Origin of the sequence: Pseudarthrobacter sp. YAF2, assembly GCF_052113345.1 — a bacterium.
GTDB lineage: Bacteria > Actinomycetota > Actinomycetes > Actinomycetales > Micrococcaceae > Arthrobacter.
The window spans coordinates 397,331-418,781 of record NZ_JBFRDA010000001.1 but is presented as its reverse complement, the minus strand read 5'-3'; the positions used below and the strand labels follow the sequence as shown (position 1 = coordinate 418,781).

Here is a 21,451-nt window from a genome sequence, read left to right as displayed (position 1 = left end):
TCCTCGAGTTCTTCGAGTGCGGCCAGCAGTTCCCGGGCGGCGAAGATGGTGCCCAGTTTCACGGCCGTGGGGTACACGTCGTTGGTGGACTGGCTGAGGTTGACGTGGTCGTTCGGGTGCAGCCTGGCGTAGTCGCCCTTGGGGTGGCCAAGGATTTCCAGGGCACGGTTGGCGATGACCTCGTTGGCGTTCATGTTCGACGAGGTCCCGGCACCGCCTTGGACGACGTCCACCACGAACTGGTCAGCAAGCCGGCCGGCCAGGACATCCTGGCAGGCCTGCCCGATGGCATCGGCCCGCTCGGCGTCCAGCAGGCCCAGCTCACGGTTGGTCCGGGCGGCCGCGAGCTTGACGGCCGCCAGCCCACGGACCAGGTGCATGTTGGAGGACAGCTTCTGGCCGGTGATCGGGAAGTTCTCCACGGCCCGGAGCGTGTGCACGCCCCAGTACGCAGTCGCGGGGACCTCCCGGTCGCCCAGCAGGTCGTGCTCGGACCTCGTGGCGGGGGCGGATGGAGCATCCGCAACGGTGTCAATCATGGTCATAGGGGTCCTCACAGGGCTTCGTTGACGGGCGTGGACGAAAGGGCTGGGCTGAAGAAGGGCAGGGCTGAAAACGGGCAGGGTGAACCAGGGCGTGGAACGGAAGGAAGTGAAAAGGAATGCGGCGCACAGGTTGTCCTGTGAACTGAGGACTGTGGCAGAGACCGTTGCCTGCCGCAGGGAGTAGCCGGTCAGCCTCCGGGGACGATGGTGCCCAGGGCACACTCCACCCCATGCAGATGCATGGTCATGGCTTGGGACGCGTCCTCGGCCGAGCCCCGCTCGATGGCAGCGAAAATCCGGGCATGTTCGTCGCCTGATTCCTTCCGCCGGTCGGCCAGCAGATTGAGGGTACTTGACTGGTTCGCCATCGCCTCACAAATGTCCGACAGAAATGATTCAAAGACGCCGTTGCCGCTGCACCGGGCGATGGTCATGTGGAACTCCGTATTCAGGAGCACCCACTGCTGGATGTCATCCTCCTCCGCCATTTCACGAAGAATTTCCCGAAGGGCTTCCAGGTCTTCGTTGCTGCGGCGCCGGGCAGCCAGGCCTGCGGCGGGGACTTCGACATGGGGCCGGGCCTCCACGAGGGCGCTGGCGGAGTATTTTCCGAGCTTGAGGTCCCGGGCGACCTTGTCGGCGATGACGAAGGTCCCCTTGCCTGTGTGGGTGGCGGTCAGTCCCAGGGCGGTGCATGAGCGCAGCGCCTCCCTGACCATGGTCCTGCTGACGCCGTACTGCCGGGCAAGCGTTGCTTCCGAGTCGAGGCGAGTACCAACGGGGATCTGTCCACCTTCTATGGCGCCACGCAGCGAAGCGAAAACCTGCTCCGCCGCACCAACGCGCACCACCGGTTCTTGTCTAGCTGTCCAGCTGTCCAACAGGTCCATACGAACGACTATGGCACTAGTCACAAGCTCTGTCAAAAGGGGCCGAAATACTGGACGCCCGCAACGACCCGGGTGGGCCAGCGCCAAGGTTGGCAGGAGGTTAGCCACGCCTTATTGCGATAAAGTCAAAATAAGTGTTTGAATGGAGCCATGACGGAGCACTTTGACGGCCAGGATGCATGGGCTGCGGCCCTGCGCGCCCACGGCCGCAGGGTGACCAAGCAGCGGCTCGCCGTGCTGGCCGCCGTCGAACGCCACCCGCATTCCCCCGCCGAAAGCATCCTGGCCGCCGCGCGCGCCGAACTGCCGGAACTGACGGCCCAGTCGGTCTACGTGGTCCTCGGCGACCTGACGGACCTGCACATGCTGCGCCGCTTCGAACCGCCGCACTCCCCCGCCTTGTACGAGACGCGTGTGGGCGACAACCACCACCACGCCATCTGCATCAGCTGCGGGCGCGTGGAGGACGTGGACTGCGCCGTCGGCCACGCCCCGTGCCTCACGCCCCACTGGAACCCTGACGCCAAGCCGATGACCATCCAGGTCGCCGACGTCATGTACCAGGGCATCTGCCAGGACTGCCAGCGGGCCCAACAACTTCCTCCCCAATCGTCCCTTGCAAGTAACAAAGAAATAGGAGAACAATGACTGCCGTTTCCACAACCCAGTCAGGTGCGCCGGTTACGTCCGACGCTCACTCGAAGTCAGTTGGTGCCGACGGTGCCATCATCCTGACAGACCACTACCTGGTGGAAAAGCTTGCCCAGTTCAACCGCGAACGGGTTCCGGAGCGCGTAGTGCACGCCAAGGGTGGCGGCGCATTCGGCACCTTCAAGGCCACCGAGGACATCTCCAAGTACACCAAGGCTGCGTTCCTGCAGCCCGGCGCCGAGACCGAGATGCTGATCCGTTTCTCCTCCGTCGCCGGTGAGAACGGCTCCCCGGACACCTGGCGCGATCCCCGCGGTTTCGCCGTGAAGTTCTACACCACCGAGGGCAACTACGACCTCGTGGGCAACAACACCCCCGTCTTCTTCATCCGCGACGGCATCAAGTTCCCGGACTTCATCCACTCCCAGAAGCGCCTGCCGGGCACGCACCTGCGCGACGCCGACATGCAGTGGGACTTCTGGACCCTGTCCCCCGAGTCCGCACACCAGGTCACCTGGCTCATGGGTGACCGCGGCCTGCCCGCCTCCTGGCGCGAAATGCAGGGCTACGGCTCGCACACCTACCAGTGGATCAACGCCGAGGGCGAGCGCTTCTGGGTCAAGTACCACTTCAAGTCCAACCAGGGCGTGAACTCCATGGGCAGCGAGCAGGCCGAGCAGCTCGCCGGCTCCGACGCGGACTTCTACATCCGCGACCTCTCCGAGAACATCGCCGCCGGCAACTTCCCCTCCTGGGACCTGCACGTCCAGGTGATGCCGTACGAGGACGCCAAGACCTACCGCTTCAACCCGTTCGACCTGACCAAGGTGTGGCCGCACAGCGACTACCCGCTGATCAAGGTTGGCACCATGGAGCTGAACCGCAACCCGGAGAACTACTTCGCGCAGATCGAGCAGGCCACCTTTGCGCCGTCGAACTTCGTGCCCGGCATTGCCGCCTCGCCGGACAAGATGCTGCAGGCCCGCATCTTCTCCTACGCCGATGCACACCGCTACCGCGTGGGCACCAACCACGCCCAGATCCCGGTGAACCAGCCCAAGAACCAGGTCAACAACTACAGCCAGGACGGCCAGGGACGCTTCCTGTTCAACGCCCCCTCGGTGCCGGTCTACGCGCCCAACTCCGTGGGTGGCCCGGCTGCAGTTGAGCCGCAGAACCCGGCCGGCGGCTGGGAGAACGACGGCGAGCTGACCCTTGCCGCGCACTCCCTCCACGCCGAGGACAGCGACTTCGTCCAGGCCGGTGCGCTCTACCGCGAGGTCTACGACGAGGCAGCCAAGGCCCGCTTCCTGGAGACCATCACCGGTGCCGTGGGCGGCGTCAAGAGCCCGGGCATCAAGGAACGCGCCATCCAGTACTGGACCAACGTTGACGCAGAACTTGGCGCCAAGCTGCGCGCCAACCTCGGCGCAGGGGATGTCCCCTCGGCTCCGGCCTCGGATGCAGAGTCCGCCAACAAGATCGGCTAGCACTGCACTGTTCGGGCCAACCGAACCGATTGGAACACCCCGCCCCCGGGCTGCCCGGGGGCGGGGTGTTCTGCTGTCTGCGCTGCGGTTTTGCACATAGGGCGCCGGAGGTCTGGCCGGTCACGGACGGCGGCCCTAGGCTCCGTACATGAACACTTTCGCAGGCATTCCCCCGGAAGCCTTCAGCTTCTACGCACAGCTGGAAGAGAACAACAACCGCGACTGGTGGCTCGAACACAAAGGCATGTACGAAGAAGCGGTCAAGGAGCCGCTCACCCTCCTGCTCTCCGAACTGGAGCCCGAGTTCGGCCCCGCCAAGCTGTTCCGCCCCAACCGGGATATCCGCTTTTCGCTGGACAAGTCGCCGTACAAGACCGCCCAAGGCGCATTCGCCGCACGCCAGGAAGGCGTTGGGTTCTATCTCCAAATCAACGCTGACGGACTGTTGATCGGCGGCGGCTACCATTCCCATACTCCCGCGCAGCTGGCCCGGTTCCGCTCCGCCGCGGATGCTTCCGCCAGCGGGTCCGCCCTGCAAGACATTGTGGACGCCGTGGCCGGGGCAGGTTTTGCCATCGAGGGCGAGAAACTGAAGACCGTCCCCCGGGGATTCGACAAAGACCATCCGCGTGCCGAACTGCTCAAGCACAAATCGCTGTCCGCAGGGGTCGAGGTCGGCCAGCCCGACTGGGTCTCCACACCGGCCGCGAAAGAGCAGGTCGCGGAACGGTGGCGGAACCTCCGTCCGCTCGTGGAATGGGTGGGCCGCTACGCGGCCCCCTGACGCCTTAGGGTCCTGCGTCGGCCAGGCGCGTCTCGAGGTTGTTGAAGAACACTGTCAGCATCAGCTCGAACGCTTTTGTGGCGGCATCGGGCTGGTTCATCACCACGAAATCGAACTGCAGGCCGTAGAAGGTGGACGTGAAAAGCCTGGCATCGGTGTCCGCATATTCCTCGGGAATGCCCTGGACCATCAGCCAGTCGCGGGTTTTGTGGTGCAGCAGGCGGAAATGCTCCTGCGCGGTGCCCCGGGGCGTGGCAGCCACAATGTCCTGCGAGGTAGCCTCGAACTCGAGCCTGGTCAGGTGCCGGTTCCGCTGGGCCATGGTCCACTGCCACGAGTCGAGCAGGAAGGCCCGCCACGCTTCCCGGTCAATGTCGCGCACATCAGTGTTGCGCATCCGGTCCAGGCGCGACTCGATGGACACCACTATGTCGTTGATCAACTGCTCCCGGCTGCCGAAGTGGTACACCAGCGTGTAGGAGCTCATCCCCAGGCCCTCTGCGAGGCTCCGGAAGCTCAGTTCGGCCAGGGTCTTGTCCATCAGGTAGTCAAGAATGGCAGCAAGCAGTTCCGCTTTGCGTTCTGACCGGGAGGGACGTGCCATACATCCATCCTAGGAGCCGGAAACGCCACTGCCCGCCCGGCAGGGGCCGGGCGGGCAGTTCACCAGAGGTGAGGGGTGGTCAGGTCCGGGACAGAGCGTCCTCGTCGTCGGACTCCTCGGCAGCCCGCCGGCCGTTACCCGGGCCCCCGTTGACGGACGCATTGGCTTCTGCGAAGCGTTCGTTGAGCCGCGAGTGGCGCTGGCCGTAGGCAAAGTAGATGGCAAGGCCGATGACCAGCCAGAACGCAAAGAAGATCCAGGTCTCCACGGCGAGGTTGGTCATCAGGTACAGGCACAAAACCGCGGAGACAACCGGCAGCACCTTGCCGAACGGGACCCGGAAGGCCGGCTTCAGGTCCGGGCGCTTCTTGCGGAGCACCAGGATACCCAGGCTCACCACCACGAACGCGGAGAGCGTGCCGATGTTGATCATTTCCTCCAGCAGGTCCACGTTGGTGAGGCCCGCAACCAGGGCCACCGCGGCACCGCAGATGATCTGCAGGCGCGCCGGGGTGGAACGCTTTTCGCTGGTCTTGGACAGAGCCCGGGGCAGCAGGCCGTCGCGGCTCATGGCCAGCACCACGCGGGACAGGCCCATGAGGAGCACCATGATCACGGTGGTCAGGCCCACCAGGGAGCCGAAGGCGATGACCTTGGCGGCTGAGGTGTCCCCCACTGCCTCAAAGGCGGTGGTGAGCGTGGGACTCTTGGCCTCGGCCAGCTGGGTGTAGGACACCATGCCGGTCAGTGCCAGGGACACCAGGATGTAGAGCAGCGTGACCAGGGCCAGGCCGCCAAAGATGCCGCGGGGCAGGGTCTTTTGCGGGTTCTTCACTTCCTCGGCCGAGGTAGCCACCACGTCGAAACCGATGAAGGCGAAGAACACCAGGGCGGCACCGGCGAAAATGCCCAGGTTGCCGTACTGGGCCGGGGCAGCACCGGTAAGGAAACCGAAGAAGGACTGCTTCAGCACGTCCGCACCGCCGGCGCCGGCGGTGGGCTCCGCTGCCGGAACGAACGGGGAGTAGTTTTCGACCTTGACGTAGGTGAAGCCCACCACGATCACGAACAGCACCACGCCGATCTTGATCAGGGTGAAGATGTTGCCGACGCGGGCAGAGAGCTTGGTGCCCAGGACCAACAGCACGGTGAAGATGGCCACGATCAGGAAGGCACCCCAGTAGAGGTCCACGCCGCCGAGGGAGATGGCGGGCGGGATGTCGGCCCCGGTGAGGGCAAAGACCTTGCTGAGGTAGATGCCCCAGTATTTGGCGATCACGGCGGCGGCGGTGAACAACTCCAGGATCAGGTTCCAGCCGATGATCCAGGCGAGGAGTTCGCCCATGGTGGCGTACGTGAAGACGTAGGCTGAACCGGCCACGGGGATTGCGGTGGCGAACTCGGCGTAGCACATGATGGCCAGCGCGCAGGTGACGGCAGCGATGGCGAAGGACAGCGTGACGGCGGGGCCGGCAAAGTTTGCGGCAGCCTTCGCGCCGACGGAAAAGATGCCGGCGCCCACGGCAACGGCGACACCCATGATCATGAGGTCCCAGGTGCTGAGGGAACGCTTGAGCTTGCGTCCCGGTTCATCGGCGTCGGCGATTGATTGCTCGATGGATTTTGTCCGCAGAAGATTCATTGGGGGTCACAATCCTGGTTTGTGATGGAAACAGACCTATCAACGATAGTGTCCATCCACTGGACGGCCCCAATTGTCCCGAATAGTGAGACGACTATTTGGCCGAACTTTATTCCGCCAACGTGCTCGGGGCCCTCCTGACGGAGGGCCCCGAGGCGTGTTTTGCCGAACTTCCTAGACGGGCCAGTCCATCAGGGTTGAGCGGATCAGGAAGCGTTTGCCCTCCGGCGCCTCCACCGAAAACCCGCTTCCCCGGCCCGTTACGACGTCCACGGCCAGATGCGTGTGGCTCCAGTAAGTGAACTGTTCCCTGGACATCCAGAACTCCAAAGGCATGGGGGGCACTCCGTCCGAGAGGTCGAACAGCCCCAGCAGTACATCTGAATCCCCCGTGATGAATTCCCCCGCCGGGTAGCACATAGGCGAGGACCCGTCACAGCAGCCGCCTGACTGGTGGAACATGAGCGGACCGTGCCGCTCCCAGAGCATCCGCAGGAGGTCTACAGCCGCGGGAGTGAGGGCCACCCGGGAAAAGTCTTCCCCGGGCAGCGTCACCGCGGCCTCAAGCCCTTGAGTGTGCATCAGAACTTCAGCACCACGCGGCCGTCGATCTTGGCATGCTTCATCTCGTCGAACACCGCGTTGACCTCGGAAAGTTCCCGCACGGAGACCGTGGGGTGGATCTTCCCCCGGGCGTAGAAGTCCAAGGCCTCCTCGAGGTCCTGCCGGGTGCCCACGATCGAGCCACGGACCGTCAACCCCTTGAGCACAATGTCAAAGATCGGCGCGGGAAAGTCGCCCGGCGGCAGTCCGTTGAACACAATGGTTCCGCCGCGGCGGGCCATCCCGATGGCCTGCCCGAACGCTGACGGGTGCACCGCAGTAACCAGGACTCCATGGCATCCTCCTGTTTCACGCTGGATCACTTCGGCCGGGTCTTCATGCAGGGCGTTGACTGTTAGTTCGGCGCCGTGGGCCTTTGCCAGGGCGAGTTTGTCGTCGGCGATATCCACCGCGGCCACACGCAGGCCCATGGCCACTGCATACTGGACGGCGATGTGGCCCAGCCCGCCGATGCCGGAGATGGTGACCCACTGGCCCGGCCTCGCCTCCGTCATCTTCAGGCCTTTGTAGACGGTAACGCCCGCGCAGAGCACCGGCGCCACCTCGACGGGGTCGGATCCCACCGGTATACGGGCCGCGAATCGCGAGTCCACGAGCATGTACTCCCCGAAGGAGCCGTCCACGCTGTAGCCGCCGTTCTCCTGTGCCTCGCACAGGGTTTCCCAGCCGGTGCGGCAATACTGGCAGTCGCCGCAGGCGGACCACAGCCAAGCGTTGCCCACGAGGTCGCCGATGGCAAGATCGGTGACGCCCTCGCCCAGGGCCACCACTTCGCCCACGCCCTCGTGGCCGGGAACGAACGGCGGCGTGGGCTTCACCGGCCAGTCGCCCTCCGCGGCGTGGAGGTCGGTGTGGCAGACACCGGTGGTGAGCACCTTGACCAGTGCCTGCCCGGGCCCGGGCACCGGGACGGCGATGTCCTGGATGGACAGATCCGTGCCGAATTCGGTTACTACTGCTGCGTGCATTGTCGTCGTCATTGGCGAAATCCTTGCGTCGTTGTAGTGGGTGTGGTGCGGCCGGGCCTAAAAGAAGCCCAGCTTGTTCTCGTCGTAGCTGACCAGCAGGTTCTTGGTCTGCTGGTAGTGGTCCAACATCATCGCGTGGTTCTCGCGCCCGATGCCCGAGGACTTGTAGCCGCCAAACGCGGCACCCGCCGGGTAGGCGTGGTAATTGTTGACCCAGACACGGCCGGCCTGGATTTCACGGCCGGCGCGGTATGCCACGTTGCCGTTGCGGGACCATACGCCGGCGCCCAGGCCATAGAGCGTGTCATTGGCAATGCCCATGGCGTCGTTGTAGTCGCTGAACCTGGTCACTGCCACCACGGGGCCGAAGATCTCCTCCTGGAAGATCCGCATCCGGTTGTGGCCCTCGAACACGGTGGGCTGGACGTAAAAGCCGCCGGCCAGGTCGCCGGGAAGTTCGGCGCGCGCGCCACCGGTGAGCACCTTGGCGCCCTCCTGCTTTCCGATGTCGATGTAGGACAGGATCTTCTCGAGCTGGTCGTTGGACGCCTGCGCACCAACCTGGGTCTCGGTATCCAGCGGGTTGCCCTGGATCATCTTCTCCACCCGTGCCACGGCGTCCGCCATGAAGGAGTCATAAATCTCCTCCTGCACCAGCGCGCGGGACGGGCAGGTGCAGACTTCGCCCTGGTTGAAGGCGAACAGCGCGAAGCCCTCCTGGGCCTTGTCATAGAACGCGTCGTTCTCTTGCGCTACGTCGCTGAAGAAGATGTTGGGGCTCTTGCCACCCAGCTCCAGGGTGACGGGGATGAGGTTCTGGCTGGCGTACTGGCTGATCAGGCGGCCGGTGGTGGTCTCGCCGGTGAACGCGATCTTGCGGATCCTGGAACTGGAGGCCAGCGGCTTGCCGGCCTCCACGCCGAAGCCGTTGACGATGTTGAGCACGCCGGCGGGCAGCAGGTCCCCGATGAGTTCCACCAGGACCAGGATGGAACTTGGCGTCTGCTCCGCGGGCTTGAGCACCACGGTGTTGCCGGCGGCGAGCGCCGGGGCCAGCTTCCAGACGGCCATCAGGATGGGAAAGTTCCAGGGGATGATCTGGCCGACGACGCCGAGCGGTTCGTGGAAGTGGTAGGCGGTGGTGTTGTCATCCAGTTGGGACAGGCTGCCTTCCTGGGCCCGGACGGCGGAGGCGAAGTAGCGGAAGTGGTCCGAGGCCAGCGGAAGGTCTGCGTTGAGGGTTTCGCGGACCGGCTTGCCGTTGTCCCAGGTTTCGGCGACGGCGAGCATTTCGAGGTTTTCGTCGATGCGGTCCGCGATCTTGTTCAGGATGGCAGCACGCTCAGCCACGGAGGTTTTGCCCCAGGACGGAGCCGCCTTGTGGGCCGCGTCGAGCGCCAGTTCGATGTCCTCCGCGGTGCCGCGCGCCACCTCGCAGAACGCCTTGCCCGTGACCGGGGTGATGTTTTCGAAGTACTGGCCCTTCACCGGGGCCACCCATTCGCCACCAATCCAGTTCTCGTACCGGTCCTTGAAGGTGACCTTCGAACCGTCGGTTCCCGGCTGCGCGTAAACGGTCATTGCTTAGCTCCTTTGCTGTGCAGGAGGCCGGCCCACATGGGGCCCGCCGTTGGAGCCAGCGTAGAAGCTGGAAGGTTGCAGCAAGGTTGCAACGGTGGTTGATCCTGTTTCGACAAGCTCAACCACCGGGCAGGCCGGGTTTTAGGCGCGGAGTTCGGCTTCCAGCCGTTCAAGATCAGCGACGACGGCGGCCCGCTTGGGTGAGCGCGGCGGCAGGAGCCGGAGCGCGGCGCGGCGGATGCCGACGTCGTCTGTCGCCTCGGGCAGCGCGGCGAACTTGAGCAGGGACTCGGCGCTGCCATCCGTCAGGACCGCCTCGCGGAGCAGGGATGAAACCCTGTTCCTGAGGTCCACGACGCCGGGGGCCTCGGAGCGGGGCAACACGGCGCCGCGGTAGATCTCCAGCGCAATCCGGTGGGCACCGCGCTGCAGGCAACTGAGGACCTGGCCGGTATCGGCCACGACGTCCACGGGGAGCCGGTAGGGACGCGAGCCGGGGACGGCCTCGGGGCTGAGCTGCTGGATCACCTTACGCAGGCGCACCATTTCGGCACGGAGCGTCATGGTGGACCCCTCTCCCGGGTACAGCAAAGAACTGAGTTCCTCGGCGGTGAGCCCGTCCGGATGCATGCCCAGCAGCGCAAGGATTTCACTGTGCCGGGCAGACAGGGCAACAGTCTTTCCTCCCAGGCTGAGCAGTGCCTGGTCGCGGCCCAGCAGCTGCAGGCTGTTGCGGTAGAGGCTGCCTTCCGTGGCATCCCGGCCCTGCCTGCCCGCACCGGCCGGGGACCGTCGTCGTACGGGCTTCCTTGCCAGCTCCGCCGCATGCTGCAGGCGTTCCACCCGCAGCTGGGCCTGGGCCGCAGCCACCGTCGCCTCCACCAGCGACAACGTGTGCGGCGCCACCGCGGTGGCTGTCCCGGTGATGTCCACGACGCCCAGGACGGCGCCTGAGTCGGGATCGTGGAACGGAACGGCGGTGCAGCTCCAGGGGTGTACCGCCCGCTGGTAGTGCTCTGCGCCTGAGATCTGGATTCCACGGCCAAGGGCGAGTGCCGTTCCGGGTGCGCTGGTACCAACGCTCGCTTCGGACCAGTTGGCGCCGGGGACGAACATCATGCCTTCGGCCCGGCGCTGGAGCGCCGGATCGCCGTCCACCCAGAGGAGCCTGCCTACCTCGTCCCCTACGGCCACCAGGAGCCCGCTGTCGTGGCTGGGCTGGACCAGGAGCTTGTTGATGACCGGCATGATCGCGGCCAGGGGATGCCGGCGGCGGTAGTCCTCCAGCTCGTCCCAATCGAATGCCAGCGGTGCGGCGGCGCTGTCCGGGTTCGCTTTGAAGCGGGCGGACCGCTGCCAGGATTCGCGGATCAGGGAGCGCAGGCCGGGGATTTCGGGGGTGGCGTCGTCGAACGCGTAGTCCAGGCGCTCGTGCCCCGCCAGCGCGGCACGCTGGCGCGGTTCAGGCTGGATCAGGTTCGTCATCGAACTCCCGGATAGCGCAGGGGTGTGGCGGCTATTCTAACCCTGCCCGGCGTGGCCTAGCCCGGCGGACCGTCACCCGGCCGGGCGGGGCAGGTTGATCACCTCTTCAAGGGCGTCCGCGCCGGCAGCTGCGCCGCCGGCGGCCGCGTACCCCTCAGCGACCCGTCGGGCCCCCGGTGTTTTGGTGAGCGCCTCCCGGACGGCAGCCCGCAACGAATCCGGTGTGAGCCGTTTCCGGGTGAGGCGCACCCCCGCGTCCGCAGCCACCACCCTTGCCGCCACCTCGTGCTGGTCCCGGCCGTACGGAACCACCGCCACCGGCACTCCCCTGCACAACGCCTTCTGCGTGGCCCCCATTCCGCCGTGGGTAACGGCAACGACGGCACGATCCAGCACGGGCCCGTGCGGGACGAAATGCTCAAGCCTGGCATTGGGCGGGACGGGGCCAATGCCGTCGATCCCCCGTGCCCGGGCTGCCCCGGCCGAACCCGTTTCGGCAGCCGGCAGCGTGGCGACGACGGTGAAAGGCTCCGAGGCCAGGGCGGCCACCGCCTCCCGGACAATAGCCTCGTCTGCCTGGTATTCGGACGAGGTGGTCACCAGGACCACGGGATCCCCAGCATCGTAGAGCCAAGCCGGCGGCTCCATGGGCGGTTCCCAGTCGAGGGCGCCGATCATCCGCACGTCCGGGGCCCAGTCCGGATGGGGATACTCGAACGGCTGGGACGTCGTAACGAGCATCAGCGGCGCCGTGCGGAACATCCCGTCAGCACCGCTGACCGGTGGAAGCTGTCCGCCGGACAGCCCGGCCCGGAGCGCGTTGATGCGCGGCAGCATCAGCTTCTCCACCGCACCAATCACCAGGCGGCGGACCACCGCATCACGTGCCCTTCCCAGGGGTCCGGCCATCGGGGCAAGCCCCGGGCCAAAGGGCGGCGTTCCGCGTGACTGGAGCGGCGGGGTGTAGGGGCTGAAGGTGGCCCACGGCAACCCTGACGATTCGGCGTGGATGCGGGCTCCCCATGCGTTGATGTCGATCAGCAGCAGGTCCGGGGCGACGTCGGCAATGGCCTTCTCCAGGTCCGGTGCATCAATGCAGGCGCGGGCCGCGAAGGTCTCAACGCTGGAAGCCAGGGCGGCCTTCGCGTTCCTGGCGCGGTAATCCGTGGCCTCGATCTCAAGAACCCTGCCATCCACCGGCCCGGCATGGAACCCCGACTCCGTGAGCATGGGAACCTGCCGGGGCAAGGTACGGACGTGGACATCATGGCCGCGCGCCTTCAACTCCAGGAGCAGCGGGACCATCGGGAACAGGTGGCCGATGGCGGGTGAGGTGTAGGCAAGGACGGTTGGCATCAGGGCCTCCGGATGAAGGGCTCAAGCATTTCGTGGAGCGAAAGGGCCACCTGGTCGCGGCTGAGCCCGGCGTCGCGGCGGAGCAGCTTCCAGGTGTAGACGTCGCAGACGGCGACGAACTGGGCCAGCCGGCGGTCACGGTCCGGCGTGCCCGCCATGGGTTCCAGGAAGGGCGCAAACACCCGTTCGCACCATTGCCGGTGGAGCTGGCGGGCCGCCCCCGTGATGGCGGCGAGGTCCGCGGATGAGTGTTCCTCGGCGAGGAGCTTCAGGGCGAGCGCGGCGGTGGTTTCGTAGTGGTCGAGCAGGTTTTCGACGGCGGCGTGGACGTCACCGGGTGGAGCGGCATTCCGTTGGGTCGAGACGCGGGCGGCGGCGGACTCTGCCGTGGCGCGGATCAGGCCCGCCCGGTCGCCGAACCGGCGGATGATGGTCTGGACCGTGACGCCCGCCCGCCCCGCCACGGCGTTCAACGTGACGTCAGCGAGCGGTCCTTCCATGAACAGGTCTTCGGTGGCCTGCATGATGCGGTGACCCGTCTGCGCCGCAGCCGAGGCGCGTTTCCGGGAGTCATAGGCTCGGGTCTTTGCCCCGCCGACTTTCATGTTAATTATGTTAACTCGAATATGCGGCGCTGCACAGGGCCGCATATTCGGGAAGCGTCAGCGGCGGGAAATGCGGATCATTTCCTCGCGCGGCACTACCTTGATGCGCTCGCGCGCCACGTGGTCCATCCCTTCGGGGCCGGTCCAGGCAGCGCCGAGGCCGGCCTCGTGGGCGTCGAGCTTGTTCCAGCCCTCCCACGTGGTGTACTCGATGCCGCGCTCTTCCAGGAGGTCGATGATCGCCTGCGGATCCGGGTTCCGGGCCGCCGGGAGGTTCAGCCGGTCCTCCAGCAGGAAGCCGATGGTCTCCAGGGCATCGCCCTTGGTGTGCCCGATCAGGCCCACGGGGCCGCGCTTGATCCAGCCGGTGGCGTAGATTCCGGGGACTGGCTTGCCGCCGGCGTCCAGGACACGGCCGCCCTCATTCGGAATGACGCCGCGCTTGGCGTCATATTCCAGTTCATCGAGCGCCGAGCCGTGGTAGCCAATGGCGCGGTACACGGCCTGGACGGGGTATTCGACGTACTCCCCCGTGCCTTTGGCGTTGCCGGTCCCGTCCAGCTGCATCCGCTCAAACTTGATGCCGCCCACGTTGCCTGTGCCGTCGTCGAGCACTTCCACCGGGCTGTGCAGGAAGTGCAGGTGCAGCCGGCGGGACGAGGGGTTCTCGGCTTCGGCGTGTTCCTCCACCAGCCAGTTGGTGAGGGTGTTCACCATGGTCTTGATCTGGTTATTGCTGCGGATGGCCTCGTCCGAGGCGTCGTCGAATTCGAAGTCCTCCGGGTAGAGCACGATGTCGACGTCGTCCATGTGGCTGAGCTCCCGCAGCTCCAGCGGGGTGAACTTGACCTGGGCCGGGCCGCGGCGGCCGAAGACGTGGACGTCCGTCACGGGGGATGCCTTCAGCCCCTGGTAGACGTTGTCCGGGATTTCGGTACTGAGCAGTTCTTCCGGGTGCTTGACCAGCATGCGGGCCACATCCAGGGCTACATTGCCGTTGCCGATCACGGCGATTTCCCTGGCCTCCAGCGGCCACTCGCGGGGCACGTCCGGGTGGCCGTCGTACCAGGACACGAAATCCGCTCCGCCGAAGGAGCCGTGCAGGTTAATGCCGGGGATGTCCAGGTCCGCGTCCTTGACGGCGCCGGTGGAGAAGATCACGGCGTCGTAGAACGCGCGGAAGTCGTGCAGGGTCAGGTCCCGGCCGTAGGTCACGTTGCCCAGGAAGCGGATGTCGCCGCGGTCCAGGACCTTGTGCAGGGCGTTGACGATGCCCTTGATCCGGGGATGGTCCGGGGCCACGCCGTAACGGATCAGCCCGTACGGCGCCGGGTAGGCCTCGAAGAGGTCGATGCTGACCTGGAAGTCGCCGTCCTTCACGCCGCTGGACTTGGTGAGGATGTCCGCAGCATAGACTCCTGCCGGTCCCGCGCCGATGATGGCGACGCGGAGCGGACGGTTGGCGGCGGATTCGCTGTGATTGGACACCGGGAGCCCTTCTGAACTGGTCCTGCTCATGATTCATGCGCTGCATGGTGCAACGCACAAGGCCCCATTCTAGTTGGCGGCCAGGGGCACCACTTGGCCTTCCCGGTACAGGAGTGCCCGCAGTTCGGCTTCGGCGGAGTCCAGCCGCTTCGGATCGATGGTCTCGCCGTCGTGGTAGTGGTCAACAACCCGGGGGTCCACGTAGCTTTTGCGGGCGATCGAAGGGGTGTTTCCCAAGGTCTCCGCGGCCTCGATCATGGCCCGGCTGATGGCGCGCTTCCGCTTGGCCGCCGTGCGCAGGGCGCCGGTGCGGGCCAGGCTGGCCGCGGCGGCCGCCGTGCCCCGCAGAGTCCGGAAGTCCTTGGCCGTGAAATCGGACCCGGTCCGCTCCTTCACGTACGCGTTGATGTCCGCGCTGGTCACCGGACGCCACTTCCTGCCGTCCTTATAGGCCAGCAGCCGGGCATTCGGGCCACGGCGCTTGAGCAGGCGCAGGAGATCGGCGAGGTCGGGGTCGCGGATTTCCGATTCCCAGTCCTTGCCGCTCTTGGCCGGGAAGCTCAGGAGGATCCTGTCCTTGCGCACCCGGACGTGGGCACACAGCAGCGTGGCGAGGCCGCGGCTGCCGTTTTCGTTGGTGTAGCGTTCGGAGCCGACCCGCAGGGATCCGCTGTCAAGCATCCGGAAGGCTGCCGCCAGGACGCGCTCCCGGGTAAAGCCCTCGCTCCGCAGGTCCATGGTGACCTTGCGGCGGGCCGCGGGCAGCGATTCGGCCAACTGGAGGGACCGGTCGAACTTCGCCCGATCCTTCCTTTCGCGCCACTCCGGGTGGTAGATGTACTGGCGCCGGCCCACCGCATCCACCCCGGTTGCCTGGATGTGGCCGTTCTCGAACGGGGCAATCCACACATCGGTCCACGCCGGTGGAATGCCGATGCTTTCCAGCCGGTCCCGCACGGGTCCTGGCGGCAGGGTGGAACCGTCGAGGTCCCGGTAACTGAAGCCTGTTCCTGCGGCCACCCTGCGGTAGCCGCGGCCGGAGGCGTTGCTGCGCCGGAGCCTCATCGGGCGGGCTCCGGGAAAGGCGCATGTGTCATGAAAGAAAGCCTACTGATTATTTCCCGGAATTCTGCCTGTCTTCTGGAATACGTGCCCACCCGATGCTGTTATTGACAGCGTGCCCATGCCAGAACGAACGTCCCAAGCCGCCCCTGAAACCACGTCCCCAGCGCCCGGACAGAAGCCCGGGACCACCACGGGCCCCAAACCTGTTGCAAAGGACACGACGGCGGGCATGCTGTTCGGCATCGGGGCGTACGTTTTGTGGGGGCTGCTCCCCCTGTACTTCTTCATCCTCATGCCTGCCGGCGCCGTCGAAATCGTCGCCAACCGCGTGGTGTGGTCTCTGTTGTTCTGCGCCCTCCTGATCACGGTGACCCGGACGTGGGGCGTGCTTGCCGCGGCAGTGAAGGACCGGCGGGTGTTTGGTCCGCTCGCGTTGGCGGCGTTCCTGATCGCGATCAACTGGTTGACGTACACCTACGGCGTGACCACCGGGCAGGCGGTGGAAGCGTCGCTGGGCTACTTCATCAACCCGCTCGTGTCCGTTTTGCTGGGCGTGTTTGTCCTGAAGGAACGCCTCCGGCCGCTCCAGTGGGCCGCCGTCGGCGTTGGCTTCATCGCCGTGGGCGTGCTGACCTACTCCTACGGGAAACTTCCCTGGATCGCCCTGACATTGGCCTTCAGCTTCGGCCTGTACGGGTTCGTCAAGAACCGGGTGGGCTCCAGGGTGGACGCGATCACCAGCCTAAGCGTGGAAACCATGGTCCTTGCCCCGCTGGCTGCGGTGGCGATGGTGGTGCTGGCCCTGAACGGCAGCTCCACCCTGACCACCCAGGGAGCGGGCCACTTCTGGCTGCTGCTGGCCTCCGGCGTCATCACCGCGGTTCCGCTGCTCTTCTTCGGCGCCTCAGCCCGGCGCCTGCCGATGACCACCATCGGGTTGCTTCAATACTTCGCCCCGGTGCTGCAATTCCTCGTGGCGCTGCTGGTTTTCCGGGAGGCCATGACCATGGAGCGCTGGATCGGGTTCGGAGTGGTATGGCTGGCCCTGCTGCTGCTCACCCTGGACATGCTGCGGGCGGCACGCCGGAATTCGCTGGCCCGCCGGGCGGCGCTCCGGGCCGCCGCCTGAAAACCGGCAACGCAAAGAAGGTGGGCTCCCAACAGGGAGCCCACCTTCTTTGCGTTGCCGGAGGGAGTCGTTCCGGTTAGGCGTGTGCCTTGATGGCGGCGGCGAGGACTTCCAGGCCGTCGGCCAGCAGTTCGTCGGTGATGACCAGCGGCGGCAGCAGGCGGATGACGTTGCCGTAGGTGCCGCAGGTGAGGATGATGACGCCTTCCTTGAGGCAGGCGGCAGCCACGGCCTTGGTCAGTTCCGGGTTGGGTTCCTTGGAACCGGCCTGGACGAGTTCGACGGCGAGCATGGCACCGCGGCCACGGACGTCGCCGATCACGGCGGTGCCGGCAGCGGCCAGTTCGGCCTGCAGGTCGCGGAGCCGGCCCAGCGCGAGTTCCTCGATGTGGCGGGCACGGCCGTTGAGGTCGTATTCCTCCATGGACCCGATGGACGCCAGGGCCGCGGCGCACGCCACGGGGTTGCCGCCGTAGGTGCCGCCGAGGCCGCCGGGGTGGACGGCGTCGAGCAGGTCGGCGCGGCCGGTAATGGCGGACAGCGGCATGCCGCCGGCGATGCCCTTGGCCATGGTCATGATGTCCGGGACAACGCCCTCGTGGTTGACGGCGAACCATTCACCCGTGCGGCAGAAGCCGGACTGGACTTCGTCGGCGATGAAGACGATGCCCTTGTCCTTGGCCCAGGCGGCGAGTGCGGGCAGGAAGCCCTCGGCGGGGACGATGAAGCCGCCCTCACCCTGGATGGGTTCGATGATGATCGCGGCCACCTGGTCGCCGCCGATCTGCTTTTCGATCATGGTGATGGCGCGCTTTGCTGCCTCGGCACCTGTGATGGCGGGGTTTTCCTCGCGGTACGGGTAGCTCATGGGCATCCGGTAGACCTCGGGGGCGAAGGGGCCGAAGTTGGTCTTGTACGGCATGGCCTTGGCGGTAAGTGCCATGGTCAGATTGGTGCGGCCGTGGTAAGCGTGGTCGAAGGCGACGACGGCGTCCCGGCCGGTTGCCAGGCGGGCCACCTTGATGGCGTTCTCCACGGCCTCGGCGCCGGAGTTGAAGAGCACCGTGCGCTTTTCGTGGTCGCCGGGGGTCAGGCGGTTCAGCTGCTCGGCAACCGCGACATAGCCCTCATAGGGGGTGACCATGAAGCAGGTGTGGGTGAAGTGCTCCACCGCTTCCTTGACGGCACCGACGACGGCGGGATCGGAAGCGCCCACGCTGGTCACGGCAATGCCCGAGCCGAGGTCGATGAAGGAGTTGCCGTCGACGTCATGGATGATGCCGCCGTCCGCGTCCGCCACGTACACGGGAACGCTGGAGGCGACGCCGGCAGCCACCACGGACTTGCGGCGTTCGGTCAATGCCACGGATTTGGGGCCCGGGAAGTCGGCCTGGACGTTCCGCTTCTGCTCGAGGCGGAAGGTGATGTCTGATGCGGTGGTGGTCATGGTTCTTTTCTTTCTACGATTCCGGGTTTCGGCAAGCTCAACCAGCGGGGAAATGGTCAGGCGTCGAGGGCGGACATGACGTGCTTGATGCGGGTGTAGTCCTCCACCCCGTACATGGAGAGGTCCTTGCCGTAACCGGACTGCTTGAAGCCGCCGTGAGGCATTTCGGCCGTGAGGAGGATGTGGGTGTTAATCCAGACGGCACCGAAGTCCAGGTCCCGGCTCAGGCGCATGGCGGTTCCGTGGTCGGTGGTCCAGACGCTGGAGGCCAGGGCGTAGTCGACGTCGTTGGCCAGGGCCACGGCTTCTTCCTCAGTGCTGAACTTCTGCACGGTGATGACCGGGCCGAAGGTTTCCTTCTGCACGACGTCGTCGGTCTGCTTGGCGCCGGTGATGATGGTGGGTTCAAAGAAGAAACCCTTCTCCCCTGCCCGGTGGCCGCCGGTTTCGATCCTGCAGTTGGCGGGCAGGTTCTCCACCACGGAGGTCACTGCCTTGAAGTGGTTGATGTTGTTCAGCGGCCCGAAGTAGTTGTCTTCGTCGTTTTGAGAGCCCGTGTGCAGAGTCCTGGTGTGCTCCACCATGGCTGCCACGACGTCGTCGTGCACCGACTCCTCCACCAAAACCCTGGTAATGGCGGTGCAGTCCTGGCCGGCGTTGAAGAACGCGAACTCGGCGATGGCCGCGGCGCTCTTCTTGATGTCCGCGTCCGCAAAGACGATGGCCGGAGCCTTGCCGCCCAGCTCCAGGTGGGCACGCTTGAGGCCCTTGGCGGCACCGGACGCGACGGCGATCCCCGCGCGGACGGACCCGGTAATGGACACCAGGCCGGGGACCCTGTGCTCTACCATCATGGCCCCGGTTTCGCCGGTGCCCAGGATAACGTTGAGGACGCCGGCAGGGAGGATTTCCCCGGCGAGGCGGGCCAGCACCAGGGTGGATTCCGGGGTGGTGTCGGAGGGCTTGAGGACCACGGTGTTGCCGGCGGCCAGGGCGGGACCGATCTTCCAGATGGCCATCAGGAAGGGGTAGTTCCACGGCGCCACCTGGGCCACCACGCCGATGGGTTCGCGGCGGACGTAGGAGGTGTGGCCCGCGAAGTACTCGCCGGCGGACTTGCCTTCCAGGATCCGGGCGGCACCGGCGAAGAAGCGCAGCTGGTCTGCGCCGGCAGCCACTTCCTCGGAGGCGATGAGGGAGCGGACCTGGCCGGTGTTGCGGTGCTGGGCTTCAACGAGTTCGTCGCTGTTGGCCTCGATGGCGTCGGCGAGCTTGAGCAGCATCAGCTGGCGCTGGCCGGGGGTGATGTGCTTCCAGGTCCGGAACGCGTCGTTCGCGGCCGCCATGGCGGCGTCGACATCGGCCTGCACGGAAACGGGGGCGTGTGCCACCACTTCGCCGCTGGCGGGGTTGACCACGTCCAGCAGGGCAGTGCCGGCCGGGGTGACGAACGCGCCGTTGATGAAGTTTTGCAAGGTTTGGACCACGGTGTGCAACCTCTTTCGTAGGAGCCATCGGCGCCCGGCGGAGGCCGGGACGGATGGATGGAACTGCATTGAGCCTATGCCAGGGCCCCAGTGGGGTGAATAGCCACCTGCACACCCTTCCGGAAGAGGTTTAGTGCGGTTGCCCAGCTCACGTTTATCCTTGCTTCATGGCCATTTCCCTAGCTGCCCTGGTGGGCGTGTCGTCCCTGACGCTGTCCAAAGCGGGCGTGGCGGAGACCACCTGGAACCAGGACATCAATTGGGTGGCCGTCACGGAGTTGGAGGATCCGCAGCGGTTCCTCAACGGCGGGGAGCTGGTCCTCACCACCGGCCTGCGGCTGCGCTCCGCCCCCGAGCAGCGCCGCTTTGTGCGGCAGGTGCAACGGGCCGGGGCGGTGGGCATTGGATTCGGGGTGGGCCTGACGCACGAGTCAGTGCCGCCCGCCCTCCTGGCCGAGGCAAACCGCTGGGGCCTTCCGGTGGTGGAAGTGCCATACGAGACTCCGTTCATCGCCATCACCAAGCTGGTGGCGGACGCCCAGTCCGCGGACCACTACGCCAAACTTGAGCGGCTGATCGCGGGCCACCAGGTGCTGGCCCGGGCCCTCCTGACCGGCGGCGGGCTCGCCGAGCTGTTGAAGAACCTGGGCGGCATGCTGCGCACAGACATTGCGCTGACCCAGTTCGCGGCGCAGCTGTACAACAGCGGCACGTCCACCCCGTCCGCGGACACTTGGTCCAGCTATCCCGTGCCCACCGGCCGTCGGGATGCCTGCACGCTGTGGGTGCGCCAGCCCTTCGAAGACACGGGCATCATCGGCTACGCGCAGAACCTGATCAGCGTGGAGCTGAACAACATGGTCAAGCAGCGCCAGGCCCAGCGGGCCCTCTGCGGCCAGGTGCTGGAGGACGTCATCCATGGCGCCCTGGAGACCAGTGAGGCGCAGCGCCGCCTGGCCGGCGTGGGCGTGAACAGTACCCGCAAGAACGTGGTGCTGCTGGCGGTGTCCGCCGCCCACGGCAAGGCCCTGGGAAGTACCTCGGTGCCGCAGGAACTGGAAAAGGCTGTGGCCGCCGTCGTGGGCAAGGACTTGGTGCTGGTGGTCAATGACGACGGCGGCGGGGCACCGGCGCTCGCCCGCGGGCTGAGCGACCACCTGGCCGAGGCCGGAATCCATGCGACGATCGGCATCGGCGGGGCATACACCAAACCCAACGGCCTGCGCTGGAGCTACTTCGAGGCGCGGGACGCCGCAAGCCACGGCCTGCCGGTGAATGAGCCCGAGCGGCTGAGCCTGACCTCCCTGCTGCTGGCCAGCGAGGATGTGCCGCTGGCGGATATGGCCCATGAGTCACTGAACCCGCTGCGGTCCTTCGACGCAGCGCACGGCTCGGAGCTGATGACCACGCTGGAGAGTTACCTGAACAACAACGGCTCGGTGGCCGCGGTGGCGGAAGAACTCACGCTGCACCGCAACACCGTGCGGTACCGGCTGGCCCAAATCACCGAGCTGACGGGTTATGACCCCTCCATCACCGCGGACCGGGTGCAGTTGTGGCTGGCCCTGGCGGTGGCGCGGTTGTCCGCACGGCAGGGCAAATAGCCCGGC

At 66.2% G+C, this 21,451-nt stretch carries 19 protein-coding genes; 5 read left to right on the top strand and 14 right to left on the bottom strand.

Going from position 1 to position 21,451, the window contains the following annotated elements; genetic code table 11:
• A partial coding sequence (locus tag AB4Y79_RS01985) for a lyase family protein (RefSeq protein WP_441858282.1) occupies positions 1 to 545 on the bottom strand: 545 nt, incomplete at its 3' end.
• A gap of 188 nt (positions 546 to 733) precedes the next feature.
• Entirely contained in the window at positions 734 to 1,435 is a 702-nt protein-coding gene (locus tag AB4Y79_RS01980) for a FadR/GntR family transcriptional regulator (protein ID WP_441858280.1), read from the bottom strand.
• A gap of 150 nt (positions 1,436 to 1,585) precedes the next feature.
• Here AB4Y79_RS01980 and AB4Y79_RS01975 point away from each other — a divergent pair, with 150 nt between their 5' ends.
• The 3 genes from AB4Y79_RS01975 (at position 1,586) to AB4Y79_RS01965 (ending at position 4,360) form a co-directional block, all read left to right on the top strand.
• On the top strand, positions 1,586 to 2,083 hold the full coding sequence (locus AB4Y79_RS01975; protein ID WP_441858278.1) for a Fur family transcriptional regulator: 498 nt from the start codon (positions 1,586 to 1,588) through the stop codon (positions 2,081 to 2,083).
• Positions 2,080 to 3,576 carry a catalase gene (locus AB4Y79_RS01970; protein WP_441858276.1) on the top strand — a complete coding sequence of 499 codons (1,497 nt, stop codon included), beginning with the start codon at positions 2,080 to 2,082 and terminating at the stop codon, positions 3,574 to 3,576. The genes AB4Y79_RS01975 and AB4Y79_RS01970 overlap by 4 nt, the downstream gene beginning before the upstream one ends.
• A 148-nt stretch (positions 3,577 to 3,724) precedes the next feature.
• The gene (locus AB4Y79_RS01965) at positions 3,725 to 4,360 is read left to right on the top strand and encodes a DUF2461 domain-containing protein (protein ID WP_441858274.1); all 636 of its coding nucleotides are present in this window, start codon (positions 3,725 to 3,727) and stop codon (positions 4,358 to 4,360) included.
• Positions 4,361 to 4,364: 4 nt separating this feature from the next.
• On the opposite strand, the gene AB4Y79_RS01960 is transcribed toward AB4Y79_RS01965, so the two are convergent.
• The 10 genes from AB4Y79_RS01960 to AB4Y79_RS01915 all read right to left on the bottom strand — a co-directional run bounded on the left by AB4Y79_RS01960 (position 4,365) and on the right by AB4Y79_RS01915 (position 15,778).
• Positions 4,365 to 4,964 carry a TetR/AcrR family transcriptional regulator gene (locus AB4Y79_RS01960; protein WP_441858272.1) on the bottom strand — a complete coding sequence of 200 codons (600 nt, stop codon included), beginning with the start codon at positions 4,962 to 4,964 and terminating at the stop codon, positions 4,365 to 4,367.
• 79 nt (positions 4,965 to 5,043) lie between these two features.
• Positions 5,044 to 6,606, bottom strand: coding sequence for an amino acid permease (locus AB4Y79_RS01955; RefSeq protein WP_441858270.1), 1,563 nt, complete (start codon positions 6,604 to 6,606; stop codon positions 5,044 to 5,046).
• 174 nt (positions 6,607 to 6,780) lie between these two features.
• Positions 6,781 to 7,188, bottom strand: coding sequence for a DUF779 domain-containing protein (locus AB4Y79_RS01950; RefSeq protein ID WP_441858268.1), 408 nt, complete (start codon positions 7,186 to 7,188; stop codon positions 6,781 to 6,783).
• A complete protein-coding gene (gene adhP, locus AB4Y79_RS01945; RefSeq protein ID WP_441858266.1) occupies positions 7,188 to 8,210 on the bottom strand; it encodes an alcohol dehydrogenase AdhP in 1,023 nt (340 codons plus the stop codon). The genes AB4Y79_RS01950 and adhP overlap by 1 nt, the downstream gene beginning before the upstream one ends.
• A 45-nt stretch (positions 8,211 to 8,255) precedes the next feature.
• Entirely contained in the window at positions 8,256 to 9,779 is a 1,524-nt protein-coding gene (exaC, locus tag AB4Y79_RS01940) for an acetaldehyde dehydrogenase ExaC (protein WP_441858264.1), read from the bottom strand.
• A gap of 141 nt (positions 9,780 to 9,920) precedes the next feature.
• Complete coding sequence (locus tag AB4Y79_RS01935; protein ID WP_441858262.1) at positions 9,921 to 11,264, bottom strand: GAF domain-containing protein; 1,344 nt, start codon at positions 11,262 to 11,264, stop codon at positions 9,921 to 9,923.
• A 72-nt stretch (positions 11,265 to 11,336) separates the two neighbouring features.
• The gene (locus AB4Y79_RS01930; RefSeq protein WP_441858260.1) at positions 11,337 to 12,620 is read right to left on the bottom strand and encodes a glycosyltransferase; all 1,284 of its coding nucleotides are present in this window, start codon (positions 12,618 to 12,620) and stop codon (positions 11,337 to 11,339) included.
• Positions 12,620 to 13,225 carry a TetR/AcrR family transcriptional regulator gene (locus tag AB4Y79_RS01925; protein WP_441858258.1) on the bottom strand — a complete coding sequence of 202 codons (606 nt, stop codon included), beginning with the start codon at positions 13,223 to 13,225 and terminating at the stop codon, positions 12,620 to 12,622. The genes AB4Y79_RS01930 and AB4Y79_RS01925 overlap by 1 nt, the downstream gene beginning before the upstream one ends.
• A gap of 57 nt (positions 13,226 to 13,282) precedes the next feature.
• Complete coding sequence (locus tag AB4Y79_RS01920; protein WP_441858256.1) at positions 13,283 to 14,743, bottom strand: FAD-dependent oxidoreductase; 1,461 nt, start codon at positions 14,741 to 14,743, stop codon at positions 13,283 to 13,285.
• A gap of 39 nt (positions 14,744 to 14,782) precedes the next feature.
• Complete coding sequence (locus AB4Y79_RS01915; protein WP_441858254.1) at positions 14,783 to 15,778, bottom strand: DNA topoisomerase IB; 996 nt, start codon at positions 15,776 to 15,778, stop codon at positions 14,783 to 14,785.
• 118 nt (positions 15,779 to 15,896) lie between these two features.
• Here AB4Y79_RS01915 and rarD point away from each other — a divergent pair, with 118 nt between their 5' ends.
• Positions 15,897 to 16,907, top strand: a complete 1,011-nt coding sequence (gene rarD, locus AB4Y79_RS01910; protein WP_441858252.1) for an EamA family transporter RarD — start codon at positions 15,897 to 15,899, stop codon at positions 16,905 to 16,907.
• Positions 16,908 to 16,983: 76 nt separating this feature from the next.
• On the opposite strand, the gene gabT is transcribed toward rarD, so the two are convergent.
• Entirely contained in the window at positions 16,984 to 18,354 is a 1,371-nt protein-coding gene (gabT, locus tag AB4Y79_RS01905; RefSeq protein ID WP_441858250.1) for a 4-aminobutyrate--2-oxoglutarate transaminase, read from the bottom strand.
• A gap of 56 nt (positions 18,355 to 18,410) precedes the next feature.
• The gene (locus AB4Y79_RS01900; RefSeq protein WP_441858248.1) at positions 18,411 to 19,841 is read right to left on the bottom strand and encodes an aminobutyraldehyde dehydrogenase; all 1,431 of its coding nucleotides are present in this window, start codon (positions 19,839 to 19,841) and stop codon (positions 18,411 to 18,413) included.
• Positions 19,842 to 20,008: 167 nt separating this feature from the next.
• Between AB4Y79_RS01900 and AB4Y79_RS01895 the strand changes: the two genes are divergently transcribed.
• On the top strand, positions 20,009 to 21,445 hold the full coding sequence (locus AB4Y79_RS01895) for a PucR family transcriptional regulator (protein ID WP_441858246.1): 1,437 nt from the start codon (positions 20,009 to 20,011) through the stop codon (positions 21,443 to 21,445).
• Positions 21,446 to 21,451: the final 6 nt, after the last annotated feature.